General features: G+C 71.8%; 12 protein-coding genes. 6 read left to right on the top strand and 6 right to left on the bottom strand.

The window, feature by feature from the left end; translation table 11 throughout:
• Positions 1–32 precede the first annotated feature (32 nt).
• The 3 genes from ACFV8T_RS07655 (at position 33) to ACFV8T_RS07645 (ending at position 3,084) form a co-directional block, all read left to right on the top strand.
• Positions 33–1,643 (top strand): 4-coumarate--CoA ligase family protein, encoded by a 1,611-nt coding sequence (locus ACFV8T_RS07655; RefSeq protein ID WP_385325484.1) that lies wholly within the window; start codon positions 33–35, stop codon positions 1,641–1,643.
• Between the two features lie 122 nt (positions 1,644–1,765).
• Positions 1,766–2,503: an enoyl-CoA hydratase family protein gene (locus ACFV8T_RS07650; RefSeq protein WP_385325482.1), complete on the top strand. Its 738-nt coding sequence runs from the start codon at positions 1,766–1,768 to the stop codon at positions 2,501–2,503.
• Entirely contained in the window at positions 2,491–3,084 is a 594-nt protein-coding gene (locus ACFV8T_RS07645; protein ID WP_385325481.1) for a TetR/AcrR family transcriptional regulator, read from the top strand. The genes ACFV8T_RS07650 and ACFV8T_RS07645 overlap by 13 nt, the downstream gene beginning before the upstream one ends.
• A gap of 62 nt (positions 3,085–3,146) precedes the next feature.
• Here ACFV8T_RS07645 and ACFV8T_RS07640 read toward each other — a convergent pair whose 3' ends face one another.
• On the bottom strand, positions 3,147–4,256 hold the full coding sequence (locus ACFV8T_RS07640) for a citrate synthase 2 (RefSeq protein WP_385325479.1): 1,110 nt from the start codon (positions 4,254–4,256) through the stop codon (positions 3,147–3,149).
• Between the two features lie 236 nt (positions 4,257–4,492).
• On the opposite strand from ACFV8T_RS07640, the gene pdxH reads away from it, so the two are divergent.
• A complete protein-coding gene (gene pdxH / locus ACFV8T_RS07635; protein ID WP_385325576.1) occupies positions 4,493–5,119 on the top strand; it encodes a pyridoxamine 5'-phosphate oxidase in 627 nt (208 codons plus the stop codon).
• A gap of 260 nt (positions 5,120–5,379) precedes the next feature.
• Here pdxH and iscB read toward each other — a convergent pair whose 3' ends face one another.
• Positions 5,380–6,711: an RNA-guided endonuclease IscB gene (iscB, locus tag ACFV8T_RS07630; protein ID WP_385325574.1), complete on the bottom strand. Its 1,332-nt coding sequence runs from the start codon at positions 6,709–6,711 to the stop codon at positions 5,380–5,382.
• Between the two features lie 619 nt (positions 6,712–7,330).
• Between iscB and ACFV8T_RS07625 the strand changes: the two genes are divergently transcribed.
• The gene (locus tag ACFV8T_RS07625) at positions 7,331–8,686 is read left to right on the top strand and encodes a PAS domain-containing protein (RefSeq protein WP_385325478.1); all 1,356 of its coding nucleotides are present in this window, start codon (positions 7,331–7,333) and stop codon (positions 8,684–8,686) included.
• 87 nt (positions 8,687–8,773) lie between these two features.
• Here ACFV8T_RS07625 and ACFV8T_RS07620 read toward each other — a convergent pair whose 3' ends face one another.
• The 4 genes from ACFV8T_RS07620 to ACFV8T_RS07605 are packed head-to-tail and all read right to left on the bottom strand — an operon-like array spanning position 8,774 to position 12,379.
• Positions 8,774–10,009: an ABC transporter permease gene (locus tag ACFV8T_RS07620; RefSeq protein WP_385325476.1), complete on the bottom strand. Its 1,236-nt coding sequence runs from the start codon at positions 10,007–10,009 to the stop codon at positions 8,774–8,776.
• Positions 10,006–10,788 carry an ABC transporter ATP-binding protein gene (locus tag ACFV8T_RS07615; protein WP_385325474.1) on the bottom strand — a complete coding sequence of 261 codons (783 nt, stop codon included), beginning with the start codon at positions 10,786–10,788 and terminating at the stop codon, positions 10,006–10,008. The genes ACFV8T_RS07620 and ACFV8T_RS07615 overlap by 4 nt, the downstream gene beginning before the upstream one ends.
• The gene (locus ACFV8T_RS07610) at positions 10,785–11,825 is read right to left on the bottom strand and encodes a peptidoglycan-binding protein (protein WP_385325473.1); all 1,041 of its coding nucleotides are present in this window, start codon (positions 11,823–11,825) and stop codon (positions 10,785–10,787) included. Before ACFV8T_RS07610 ends, ACFV8T_RS07615 begins: the two co-directional genes overlap by 4 nt.
• 14 nt (positions 11,826–11,839) lie before the next feature.
• Complete coding sequence (locus ACFV8T_RS07605) at positions 11,840–12,379, bottom strand: hypothetical protein (protein WP_385325472.1); 540 nt, start codon at positions 12,377–12,379, stop codon at positions 11,840–11,842.
• Positions 12,380–12,506: 127 nt separating this feature from the next.
• On the opposite strand from ACFV8T_RS07605, the gene ACFV8T_RS07600 reads away from it, so the two are divergent.
• Positions 12,507–13,295 carry a response regulator transcription factor gene (locus ACFV8T_RS07600; protein WP_385325471.1) on the top strand — a complete coding sequence of 263 codons (789 nt, stop codon included), beginning with the start codon at positions 12,507–12,509 and terminating at the stop codon, positions 13,293–13,295.
• The last annotated feature ends 248 nt before the right edge of the window (positions 13,296–13,543 follow it).

Here is a 13,543-nt window from a genome sequence, read left to right as displayed (position 1 = left end):
CCCACACCGCCGCTCCGAAGGGACCCACCGCCATGGCGCACGTGTTCCACAGCGACTACCCCGCCGTACAGACACTCGACGTGCCCATCCATGACGCGGTCCTGGGGCAGGCCACCACCTCGTACGGCGACACGGTGGCCCTGATCGACGGGACGGACGACCACTCCGCCCTCACCTACCGGCAGCTCGACGCCTTCCACCGGAAGATCGCCGCGGCGCTCGCCGGGGCCGGGGTGCGCAAGGGCGACGTACTGGCCCTGCACAGCCCCAACACCATCGCCTACCCGGCGGTGTTCCTCGGCGCGACACGGGCCGGCGCCACCGTCACCACCGTCCACCCGCTGGCCACGGCGGAGGAGTTCGCCAAACAGCTCCGCGACTCCTCCGCCCGCTGGATCGTCACCGTCTCCCCACTCCTGGACACGGCGCGCGAGGCCGCCGGACTCGTCGGCTCCATCGAGCAGATCTTCGTCTGCGACCGGGCCGAGGGACACACCTCCGTACTCGACATGCTCGCCACCACCGCCCCCGAACCCCGCGTCACCGTCGACCCCGGCGAGGACATCGCCGCCCTGCCCTACTCCTCCGGCACCACCGGAACCCCCAAGGGCGTCATGCTCACCCACCGCTCCATGGGCACCAACCTGGAGCAGCTCCGCCCCTTCATCCCCATGGGCCCCGGCGCCCGCATCCTGGCCGTGCTCCCCTTCTTCCACATCTACGGGCTGACCGCCCTGATGAACGCCCCGCTGCGGATGGGCGCCACCGTCGTCGTACTGCCGCGCTTCGACCTCGACCAGTTCCTCGCCGCGATCGAGAAGCACCGGATCACGGGCCTGTACGTGGCCCCGCCGATCGTCCTCGCACTCGCCAAGCACCCGTCGGTCGACCGGTACGACCTGTCCTCGCTGGAGTACGTCGTCAGCGCCGCCGCCCCGCTCGACGCCTCGCTCGCCGCCGCCTGCTCCGAGCGCCTGGGACTGCCGCCCGTGCGCCAGGCGTACGGCATGACGGAACTCTCGCCCGGCACCCATGTGGTCCCGCTCTCCGCCGAGAACCCGCCCCCCGGCGCGGTCGGCAGGCTCCTGCCCAGCACCGAGATGCGGATCGCCCCGCTCGGCGACGACCCCGAGGACGCCCCGGCCGGCACCGACGGCGAGATCCTGATCCGCGGCCCGCAGGTGATGAAGGGCTACCTCGGCCGCCCCGAGGCCACCGCCGACATGATCGACGCCGACGGCTGGGTGCACACGGGCGACATCGGACATGTCGACGCCGACGGCTGGCTGTTCGTCGTCGACCGGGTGAAGGAACTGATCAAGTACAAGGGCTACCAGGTCGCCCCCGCCGAACTCGAAGCACTGCTGCTCGGCCACGAGGCGCTCGCGGACGCCGCCGTCATCGGGGTGCACGACGCCGACGGCAACGAGGTCCCCAAGGCGTACCTGGTCCGTCAGGCCTCCGCCGCGGGCGACGCCCTCACCGCCGACGACGTCATGGTGTACGTCGCCGAGCGCGTCGCCCCGTACAAGAAGGTCCGGCAGACCGAATTCATCGACGCGGTCCCGCGCGCCACCTCCGGCAAGATCCTCCGCCGCGAGCTGCGCGACCGGGAGAAGTCCCGCGCAACCACCACCGGCTGAGGAACCCACGAGCCGGGGACCCACGAGACGTCGAGGCTTCCCGGGCCGCGGCTTCCCGGGCCGCGGATCCACGAGCCTCGGATCCACGAGCCTCGGACCCACGAGAAGGAGACGACCGACCCATGACGGCGCTCGCCGGCCCCACCCACGACCGGGGCATCACCACGCTCACTCTCGACTCGCCCGCCAACCGCAACGCACTCTCCGCGGCACTCGTCGGCGAGCTCTCCACCGCCCTGGACGCGTGCGCGGCCGACGACACCGTACGAGCGGTCGTCCTCACCCACACCGGCAACACCTTCTGCGCGGGCGCCGACCTGACCGGACCGCCCGACCCGGCCGCCTTCGTCGCCCTGATGCGGCAGATCGTCGCCCTGCCCAAGCCCGTCGTCGCCCGGGTCACCGGCCACGTCCGGGCGGGCGGCCTCGGCCTGCTCGGCGCCTGCGACATCTCCGCGGCCGGCCCCGAGGCCTCGTTCGCCCTCACCGAATCCCGGCTCGGCCTCGCCCCCGCCGTCATCTCGCTGCCCCTGCTGCCCCGCACGGACCCACGCGCCGCCGCCCGCTACTACCTCACCGGCGAACGCTTCGAGGCCACCGAAGCGGCCCGCATCGGCCTGATCACGCTCGCCGCCGAGGAGGTGGACAAGGGCCTCGCCCCCGTCCTGGACGGGCTGCGCAAGGCGTCCCCCCAGGGGCTGGCGGCATCGAAGGAGCTGGTCACGGCTACTGTGCTGGAAAGTTTCGACCAGCATGCCGAAGACCTCATCGCCCGCTCGGCGGCCCTCTTCGCCTCCGCCGAGGCCCGGGAAGGAATGACGGCCTTCCTCGAACGACGGGACCCCGCATGGGAGTTGTGACGCCCCCCACCGACCGGACCCCCAAGCAGGATCGCAGCCGCGCAACCCGCCGCCGGCTCCTCGAAGCCGCCGTCGCCTGCCTTGCCGAACACGGCTGGGCGGGCTCCACGGTCTCCGTCGTCGCCGAGCGCGCGGGCGTCTCGCGCGGCGCCGCCCAGCACCATTTCCCCACCCGCGAGGACCTGTTCACCGCAGCCGTCGAATACGTCGCCGAGGAACGCTCCGCCGCCCTGCGCGCCCTGCCCGTCCAGGGCCGCGCGGCCGTCGTCGCCGCCCTCGTCGACCTCTACACCGGCCCGCTCTTCCGCGCCGCGCTCCAACTCTGGGTGGCCGCCTCCAACGAGGCACAACTCCGCCCCCGCGTCACCGAACTCGAAGCCCGCGTCGGCCGCGAGACCCACCGCATCGCCGTCGAACTCCTCACCGCCGACGAGACGAAGCCCGGCGTGCGCGAAACCGTCCAGGGCCTCCTGGACATGGCCCGCGGCCTGGGCCTCGCCAACGTCCTCACCGACGACACGGCCCGGCGCCGGAGGGTCGTGGCGCAGTGGGCGTCGCTGCTGGACGGCGTACTCGACTGAGCATGGCGGACCGGCCGGGCGGGACCGGACGACGTCCCGCCCCGCCCGGTCCGGAACGGCGCTCAGTTCCCCAGATCCGCGAGCTGGTCGTACCCCTCGATCTCCCGGGGATCACGCGAACTCGGACCCACGTACCGCGCCGAAGGACGCACCAGCCGCCCCGTCCGCTTCTGCTCCAGGATGTGCGCCGACCAGCCCGCCGTGCGCGCGCAGGTGAACATTGACGTGAACATGTGCGCCGGGACCTCCGCGAAGTCCAGCATGATCGCCGCCCAGAACTCCACGTTCGTCGCCAGCACCCGGTCCGGGCGCCGCGCGTGCAGCTCCTCCAGCGCGGCCTTCTCCAGCGCCTGCGCCACCTCGAAGCGCGGCGCGCCCAACTCCTCGGCCGTGCGCCGCAGGACCCGCGCCCGCGGGTCCTCCGCCCGGTAGACCCGGTGCCCGAAGCCCATCAGCCGCTCGCCCTTGTCCAGGGCCTTCTTCACGTACGCGGTGGCATCGCCGGTCCGCTCGATCTCCTCGATCATGCCGAGCACCCGGGACGGCGCACCGCCGTGCAGCGGTCCCGACATCGCACCCACCGCGCCCGACAGCGCCGCCGCCACATCGGCGCCGGTCGACGCGATGACCCGGGCGGTGAACGTCGAGGCGTTCATGCCGTGCTCGGCGGCCGACGTCCAGTACGCGTCGACGGCCTTCACATGTTTGGGGTCCGGCTCGCCCCGCCAGCGGATCATGAACCGCTCGACCACGGAATTCGCCTTGTCGATCTCGCTCTGCGGGACCATCGGCAGCCCCTGCCCGCGCGCCGACTGGGCGACGTACGACAGCGCCATCACGGCGGCCCGCGCCAGATCGTTGCGCGCCGTCTCCTCGTCGATATCGAGCAGCGGCTTGAGACCCCACACCGGCGCGAGCATCGCCAGCGCGGACTGCACATCGACCCGGATGTCCCCGGAGTGCACCGGGATCGGGAACGGCTCGGCCGGCGGCAGTCCGGGGTTGAACGCCCCGTCGACCAGCAGACCCCAGACGTTGCCGAACGACACATGACCGACGAGATCCTCGATGTCGACACCCCGGTAACGGAGCGAACCGCCTTCCTTGTCCGGTTCGGCGATCTCCGTCTCGAACGCGACGACTCCCTCTAGTCCCGGTACGAAGTCGGACATGGCGGCTCCCTCGGTCGACGGCTCTGCGGAGGCCACAGTGGCCTGCTCAAGATACTGGCGGGTTCCCCCGACGCGGGGAAGCGTGACATCCGGCACAGCCCCCCGGATCGACGCCGCCGCGACGCCGCCCGGACCGCTCGCCACCCCTCCTCGCCGGGCCCGCTCGACCGCTGCGGCAGGATGACCCCGTGCCCACCGCAGACTCCCCCTCCGATTCCACCACCGATCCGGCCGCCATGCGCGAGCAGTACCGCTCCGAGGGCTTCACCGAGGACACGCTGGCCGCCGACCCGATGCAGCAGTTCGCCCACTGGTTCCGGCAGGTCGCCGTCGGCGGGCTGCTCCACGAGCCCAACGCCATGGTGGTCTCCACCGCCACCCCCGAGGGCCGGCCGTCCTCGCGCACCGTGCTGCTGAAGAAGTACGACGCGCGCGGCTTCGTCTTCTTCACCAACTACGAATCACGCAAGGGCCGCGAACTGACCGCCAACCCGTACGTCTCGCTGCTCTTCCCCTGGCACCCGATGGCCCGCCAGGTCATCGTCACCGGCAGGGCGGACCGGACCGGCCGCGACGAGACGGTCGCCTACTTCCGCACCCGCCCGCACGGCTCCCAGCTCGGCGCCTGGGCGAGCCCCCAGTCCACGGTGATCGCCTCCCGCGACGAGCTGCTCGCCCGCTACGAGGAACTCGCGGCCCGCTACCCCGAGGGCGAACACGTCCCCGCGCCCCCGCACTGGGGCGGCTTCCGCGTCGTCCCCGACACGATCGAGTTCTGGCAGGGCCACGAGAACCGGCTGCACGACCGGCTGAGGTATGTACGCGAGGGCGAGCAGTGGCGCGTCGAGCGCCTGTGCCCGTAATCCGCCCCATTCCCCTCCGGACATGCAGAAACCCGCAGGCTCTGGTTCCTCCGTGCACGAAGGAGCCGGCCGGACTTACCGGCGAGCCTGCGGGTCGGTGACTGCTTGGGATTGGCCGATGACCGGCCTGCACTGCAAAGAGCGCGACAACGGGCGTCAGCCCGCAGTCACCTCACGAGTCCGAGAAGAAATCACTTCCGGAACACCTCCTTTCTTCGCTGGCAGCAGCCTAGGAACCCTCGGCGAATGTCTCAACCCATTTATTCGGTGACTTCCTGCCGGTAGCTGTACGCGTATCCGTCGGCACGCTGCAGTAGTCGAAGGTTCCTGTGGGACACGGTGCAGCGGCCCGCCGGCGTGCTGAGGCTGTGTTTCCCGGAGGCACGGACGGAGATGCGTCCGGTCCGTACTCCTGCCCACTTGCCCTTGGAAATGGAGGCGCGGACCAGGTCGCCGGTGGCGAACCCGTGATGGCGTTTCTGGCGCGCGCGGGCGAGCCGGGGGAATCCGTACCGGTCGGGGGTGGTGCGGGCGTAGCTTCCGCGCCCCGTTGCCGTGACGACGTGGACCTGCTGGGGCACGCGGACAGTCCCAGTTCCCGCCTCGTGGTCGAGCTGCCCGACGCAGAGGGCGTCGAGTGTGTGCGTCTTGGGCAGGCCCATGGCAGTGCGGTTCCACTTCGTACGACCTCCCGACCAGGTCTGCACCGGTTTTCCGAGGGTCGCGAGGGCGACTGTGAGCAGCTGTCGGGTCGCGTTCATGACGGCGGCGTCGCGGAGTGGTGCCTTGATCTGCGCGCGGATGGCCGCGAGGCGGGTGGGGTGGTGGTCCAGGAATTTTTCGACGGGGGTGGAGCCCTTGGCCTGGTTGCAGCTGATGCAGGCGAGGGTGAGGTTGGAGATGCGGCTGGAGCCGCCGTGGCTGAGGGGCTGGATGTGGTCGATGTTGAGAGGTACGCCGGAGGCTCCGCAGTAGGCGCAGGTGCGTCCCCATGTGGCGAGCAGGTACGCGCGGATCTCGGTTCCCGCGAGGGTGCCGTTGCGGTAGTCGGTGGCGGTGAGGTCGCGGCCGGTGGTCATGGCGTGGGTGTCGAAGGCGACCTGTTCGATGTGGATCTCGGTGACCGGTGCGTATCGGGCGAGGCGGTGGGCGGTCGCCAGTGTGGTGTCGACCCGGTGCTGCACCGAGGGTGGCAGCCAGCCTTTCGGGCGGGTGCGGTTGTGTGATCTACGGGTGCGGTAGCGGCAGTTCGCGGAGCGTCGTCGGTGGCGGTATCCGGCTCGTTGTCCCATGGCTCGGTGGATCTGCTGGCCCCGATGTCGTAGTTCGATTGAGACGAGGCCGCGTCGAACAGTCACGGGTGTCCCGGCCGGGGTGGATTCCTGCTTCGTATCGGTGAGCGCGATCCCGGTTCCCTTGGAGCCGGGATCGATGCGCAGTTGTACGCCTTCGACGGCGGATTCGGCGTCTGTGCGGTCTTTGAGACGGATGGTGAAGGGGGTGTGTCGTGCGACGGCGGCGCGGCCGTTGGTGAGCAGTTCGCGCGCGCGGGCGGGATGGCAGGGCATGAGCGGCTCTCCGCCCTTTGCCAGGACGAAGACTCTGCCTGCGCCTGTTCCGCCGCTGTAGGTGTTGTTCGGTGGGGGGACGTCACCGTCCCCGTTCTCTGCCTTTGCGGCGTGACGCCGACGGGGCTGGGTGCTGTCTCCGTCGGTCTCCCCTCGCCCATGTTCCCTGCCGGTGCCCCGCGCAGGGGCGGGGTGTCCGTGAGCCGTTTCGTCCCTGCTCCCAGGGGTGTCTGCTCTCGCGGATTCCAGTGCGGGCTGCTGAGGAAGCACAGCTCGGTGGGTCTGCTCGCCTGCGGGAAACGTAGTCATCAAGGGCACCTGCCTCTGATAGACGATCGTGATGACTGGGGCTGTTCACTCGGCTCGCCCTGTGAGAGGGAGCGGGAGCGAGTGATCTCCTTTCGCGTGTTGGTCAAGGACGCTAGCTGTGCCTGTGTCGGGTGTGGCTCGGCGGACCGGTATCACCGCACATATGCGTGATCTTTTATCGAAGGTCGAATGTGTGATCGTTCGGCGTGTTAGTCGGCCGGATTCTGCACCGGGTGGGGAGCGGATTTCGGAGAAGTCGGTGTGCGCTGGGTCACGTTCGAGTTCAATGGTCTGACGTGCGGCAATGCCGGATACGTCCTGCGGGGGGTACGGGATGAGTGCGTCCACGAGCAGTGGGACGACCGACGCGCTCGAGCCCGAAGAGGGTCCGAGGGCGGGGCCCGGGGCCGAGTTGCTTGCGGCGCTGCTCGACGGGATGGACGCCGCGCTCTGCGCCTTCGACGCGGGCGGCACGATCACCCACTGGAACCGCGAGGCCGAGCGGATTCTGGGCTGGTCCGCCGCGGAGGCCGTGGGGCGGTCCGGGTTCGCCGGGTGGGCGGTGCGGCGGGCGGACGCGGGCGAGGTGCGGGAGCGGCTGATGGCGGCCATGGACGGGCCGGGCCGCCGCGTCCACGAGTTCGCGCTGCTGCGCAAGGACGGCGGGCGGGTGCTCGTACGGACCCAGTCGGCCGGGGTACGGGGCGCGGACGGCAGACCGGCCGGGGTGTACTGCGCGTTCAGCGAGGCGCAGGCGCAGATCGATCTGGAGCGGTCGATCGCGCTGAGCGAGGCGTTGTTCCAGGACGCGTCCTGGGGTGTGGTGCTGGTCGACGCGGATCTGCGGCCGACGGTCGTCAACGCGCACGCGGCACGGGAACTGGGCGGCGGTCGCAAGACGATGCTGGGGCGCCCGCTGGGGGAGCTGATCGTGCAGGGCGTCGAGGATCTGGAGGGCGCCTTGCAGCACGTGCTCGCCGAGGGCGCACCACCGGCGCCCACCGAGTTGTGGGTGACGCTGCGGACGGCGGAGGGGGACCGGCGGCGCTGCTGGCGCAGCGGTTTTCTGCAGCTGGCGTCGCCGCTCGCCGAGGAGCCGGTCCCGCTGGGGGTCGGCTGGCTGTTCCAGGACGTGACGGTGGAGCGGCTGGCGGCGCAGGAGGCGGACCGGGTGCGGTTCCGGTCGAACCAGCTGCACCGGGCCTCGCGGTCGGCGTCCGAGTGCGAGGACCCGATGGAGGCGGCGACATCCTGTCTGGACTACGCGCTCGCGGGCTTCGCGGACCATGCGCTGGTCGATCTGGTGGCGGGGGAGCGGCTGGTGCGGGTGGCGGCGACCCCCGCCGGTGAGCCGGGGCCGTGCCTGCCGGTGGCCGACGGCTCCATTCCGCTGCGGTACGCGGCGGGGCACCCGGCGCTTCAGGCGGTGGACCGTACGGGTTCGGTACGGGCCAGCGCGGAGGCCGGGCCCGGGGCCGGGGTGTGGGCGGCCGAGCGGCAGTGGCCGGGCGATTCCGCGCACGCGCTGTGTGCGGTGCTGCGGAGCAGGGGGCGCACGCTGGGCGTGGTGACCTTCCTGCGCTCGGCCCACCGCACCGCGTTCGAGCGCCCGGACGCGGCGTACGCGGAGACGGTGGCGGCCCGGGTCGCGGGGGCGGTCGACCTGGCGCAGGTGACGAAGCGGCCGTAGACGACGCGGCTGTAGGCGACGCGGTCCGGCCAGGGGTGCGCCGGGCCCCGTCGGAGCCGGGCGCCGACCCCCGGCCGGGGCCCGTCCTCACGCCGCGTGCAGCGCCAGCGTCGGTGAGAGGCGGGATGCCCGCACGGCCGGGTAGAGGCCCGCGATCGTGCCGATCACCAGCGTCGCGCCGAAGCCGCCGCCGACCGCCCACGGCGGCACCACCCAGGGCAGCCCGCCGGAGTACGCGTACACCCCGGTCGCCGCCGCGCCGAGCGCCACGCCCGCCAGGCCGCCCAGGCCGGAGAGCATCAGCGACTCCGTGACGAACTGGATGCGGATCTGGCCCCGGGTCGCGCCGAGCGAGCGGCGCAGCCCGATCTCGTACCGCCGCTCCAGCACCGAGATGATCATGGTGTTGGCGACCCCGACGCCGCCGACGAGCAGCGCGATGCCGCCCAGGCCCAGCAGCATGCTGCTGAACGCCCCTTCGGTCGCCGCCTTGGCCTGGAGCGCCGACGACGGGTCGGTGACCTTCACGTTCTGCGGGGTCTGCGGGTCGACCGTCGCCGCCATGACCTTGCGCACGTCCTGCACCGCCGCGTCGGCCGAGCGCTCGTACACCGATGTCGGGTGGCCCTTGAAGCCCAGCAGGCGCTTCGCACCCTCCCAGCCGACCAGTGCGGAGCGTTCGATCTCCGGGGCGAGCGGCAGCGGGGCGAGGATGCCGACCACGGTGAAGTACCGGTTGCCGATCCACACCTGCCGGCCCGGAGCGGTGATGCCGAGACGCTCCGCGGAGACATGGCCGAGCACGACGGAGGGGTAGCGTCCGGTCGCGTCGTTGAGCCAGCTGCCGCTGTGGACCTCGCCGCGCAGTACCCGCAGCAGGTCTCCGGTGGTCGCCTTGACGACGATCCCGCCCGTATCGTCCTTGTCGATCTTCTCGTTGCGGCGTGCGGTCGTGTCGAGGTCGGCGGTCGCGCCCACCTCCTGGACGCCCTTGATGCGGCCCACCATCCCGACCGCGTCCTCGGGCAGCTCGACGTCCTGCCCGGCGAACATCGAATCGCCGGGGGAGGCCACGAGCAGGTTGGTGCCCAGCTTGTCGAGCTCCCGGAGCAGCTGGGCCTGGCTGGAGGCGGAGATGCCCACCACCGAGATCATCGTCGCGATGCCGATGGCGATGCCCAGGGCGGAGAGCACCACCCGCATCGGCCGGCTGCGCAGCCCCGCCGAACCGACGTGCAGCACGTCCCGGGGGCCGAGCCGGGCCGCTTTCAGCCGCTCCCCGCCCCGGCCGTCGGCGTCGCGGGCCGCGCGCCGCGCCCTCACTGGTCCGCTCCCGTCGCGGCGGGGGAGTGGCCGTTTCCGGAGCCGTCGCGCACATCCGTGGACGGATCGCGCATGCCCGTGGACGGACCGCGTACGTCCGCGGACGGATTGCGTACGTCCGCGACCACCTGGCCGTCCCGGATGCGCACCTCGCGCGGCAGGTCCCGGGCGATCTCGGTGTCGTGCGTGATGACCGCGATGGTGGCGCCCTCCCGGTTGAGGTCGCGCAGCAGCTTCATCACCGCTTCCCCGGACGCCGAGTCGAGCGCCCCGGTCGGTTCGTCGGCCAGCAGCAGCGCGGGTTCCCCCACGACGGCCCGCGCGATGGCGACCCGCTGTTTCTGCCCGCCGGAGAGCTGGTGCGGCTTGTGGTCGAGGCGGTCGGCGAGCCCGACCCGCTCCAGCGCGTCGGCTGCCCTGCGTCGGCGTACGGCACGGGACAGGCCCGAGTACAGCAGGCCCTCCGCGACGTTGTCGCGGGCGCTGACGCCCGGCACCAGGTGGAACGCCTGGAAGACGAAGCCGACGTGCTGGGCACGCAGCGCGGAGAGCCTGCGGTCGGAGAGCGCCGCCACGTCGTGCCCGGCGATGTGGACGGACCCGGCGGTGGGACGGTCCAGGGTGCCGATGATGTGCAGCAGCGTGGACTTGCCGGAGCCGGACGGGCCGACGATGCCGAGGAGTTCGCCCTCCTCGACGGTGAGGTCCACCCCGCGCAGGGCGGCGACCGGGCCCGGGTACTCCTTGGTGACGCCGCTGAGGCCGACGACCGTGTTCATATCTTCGGCACCCCGACCTTCATGCCCTCGCGCAGCCCGCCGCCGGACACCTCGACCCGGCCCTCGGCGAACATGCCGAGCTCGACCTTCACATCGCGGACCGTGCCGTCCTGGACGACCTGGAGGCCGAAGCCGCCGCCGGGCAGTGCGAGCAGCGCGTTCACCGGGACGCTGAGGACGTCCTTGTGCAGCTCGCCGGTCAGGTTCACCGTGACCGGCGCCTGGTCGAAGCCGCCGACCTTGTCCGGCTTGTCGAAGGAGACGGTCAGGGTGACCTTCGGGCTGTTGTCCTGCGGGTCCTTGCCGGGCTTCGCCGTCCGGCCGACCGAGGAGACCGACCCGGCCGCGCTGCTGCCGTCCGGCAGCTCGACGGTGACCTTGGTGCCCGCCTTGGAGAGCTGGCTCTCGGCGACATCGAGCTCGAACGTCACGATGCGCTCGGAGCCGGTCGTGGTGAGGACCGGAGCGCCGGGCTGGGCCAGTTCGCCGACGGCCGCCTCGACGCTCTTGATCCGGACCTCCCCCGGGGCGAAGGCGATGTCCTGTGGTCCCACCGTTCCGGTCCGCTCGCTGTCGTGGGACTTCTGCCAGCGCTTGACGGCGGCCGCCGTCAGCTCGGTGTACTCGTCGTCCGGGGTGAAGCCGGTGTAGCCGAGCTCCACGAGATTGCGCTCCAGCTGCTCCACGTCCCGGCCCCGGTCGCCCGGCTTCAGCGTCCGGTACATCGGCCCCGAGCCGTACATCAGCCACACCGCCCGTCCGTCGACCTCGTACAGCCGCTCGTTCCGCTTGACGGTCGAGCCGGTGCGCGGGGTCCAGGTCATGGTGCCCGCCGCGCCCGCGTTGACCTTGCGCTGCTTGTCGTAGCCGAGCGTCCCGTCCGCCTGGGCGCTGTCGCGCAGGTCGCCGCGCTCGACCGCGGCGGTGGCCGGGGGCAGCCCGGTGTTCTTCGGGCCGCCCGTCTCCCCGGCGGAGCCGAACTGGGTGAGAGCCAGTGACCCGGCCGCCACGGCGAGCACCGCCGCGGCGGCCACCATGACCCGTCCGCGCCTCACCGCCCGGCGCTTTCGCACGCCGCGTTGGCCTTCTCGAACTTCTTCATGTCCTTCTGCTGCATCGCGGGCGCCTGCGCCATCCCGCCGTCGAACTTCGGGTCGGGCATGTCGATGCCGTTCTTGCGCATGCACCGGGCGAAGGCGAGCATCTTGTCCTTCTGGGCCTGGGTGATCTCCTTGGGCCCGCCGCCGACCGCCTTGTCCTGGCAGGCCTTGAACGCCTTCTCCATCTCCTGCTTGCTCTTGCCGCCGCCGTTGATGGTCATTCCGCGGACGTCGTCGCCCGGCTTCGGCTCCGCGACCTTCAGGCCCTGCTCCCGCAGGCACTTGCGGTGCTCCAGGGCCTGGTCCTCGTCCGTCTTCTTGGTGTCCGAAGCAGATCCGCCGTTCTTGGTTCCGCTTCCGCTTCCGCTTCCGCCGCCGTCGCCCGAGCAGGCGGTGGCCGACAGGACGACGGCGGCGGCGATCAGGCAGGCGGCGACGACGCCGCGGCTTTGTGTGCGGGAGGTGGTCCGGCGGGAAATGGTCGGGTTCATGAGGGCTCCTCGTCCGTTGCTGACAGGCTGGGTACGAACGGCTTGAGCGTGCGCGAGGACGCGGTTTCGTTTCTCTCAGCCCGGATGTTTACACCGACGAAACATCGCTTTGGGTTACACAGGACCCATGCGTGTGCTGGTGGTGGAGGACGAGGAATTCCTGGCCGGGATGATCGCCGAGGGGCTGCGCCGCGACGCCGTCGCGGTGGACATCGCCACGGACGGCCGGGCAGCGCTGGACCGGCTTCGGTTCGGCGCGTACGACGTGATGATCCTCGACCGCGATCTGCCGGGGCTGCACGGCGACGAGGTGTGCCGGCGGGTCGTCGGTATGCGCCTGCTGACCCGGATCCTGATGCTCACCGCGTCCGGGACGGTACGGGACCGGGTGGCCGGCCTCGGGCTCGGCGCCGACGACTACCTGACCAAGCCGTTCGCGTACGACGAACTCCTCGCCCGGGTCCTGGCGCTCGGCCGCCGTGCCCGCCCCGCTCTCCCGCCGGTCCTTCAACGGGCCGGGCTGACGCTGGACACCGCCCGCCGCCAGGTCTGCCGCGACGGCCGCTACCTCTCGCTCTCCCGCAAGGAGTTCGCGGTGCTGGAGACCCTGCTGCGGGCCGAGGGCGCGGTCGTCAGCGGCGACGACCTGATCGAGGAGGTGTGGGAGGAGGACACCAGCTACCGCACCAACGCGGTCCGGGTCACGCTGTCCAAGCTCCGCGCCAAACTGGGCGCGCCTCCGGTGATCGAGACGGTCCCGGGGGCCGGCTACCGCATCGGGGACGGCCTCGCCGACGGGCCGGGGGGCCACGGCCCCGTGAGCGGACCGGTGGGCGGCGACGCGACCGGACCGCTCCACGGGCCGGCGGATCAGCCGGACGACGGCTCCGCGAACCGGCCGGGGCAGGGCCGGTGAGCAGCGAGCGCGCCCGGCTCACCGCGCTGTACGGCGGACTGCTGGTGCTGGCCGGCGCCCTGCTGATGGGGCTGGTCTACCTGCTGGTCAGCGAGGGCCTCTACGCCAGTGTGCTGACCGCGGTGGGACCTCAGGGCCCCCCCCGGGGCCCCCCCCCCCCCCTCCCCCCCGCCCCCACCCCCCCCCCCCCCCCCCCTCCCCCCCCCCCCCCCCAAACAATAGTCATCCCACCCCCCCCCTCCTCCCCA

It is taken from the genome of Streptomyces sp. NPDC059832, assembly GCF_042731715.1.
GTDB lineage: Bacteria > Actinomycetota > Actinomycetes > Streptomycetales > Streptomycetaceae > Streptomyces.
Note: the sequence above shows the minus strand (reverse complement) of the source record. Positions and strands in the feature narration are given on the sequence as shown.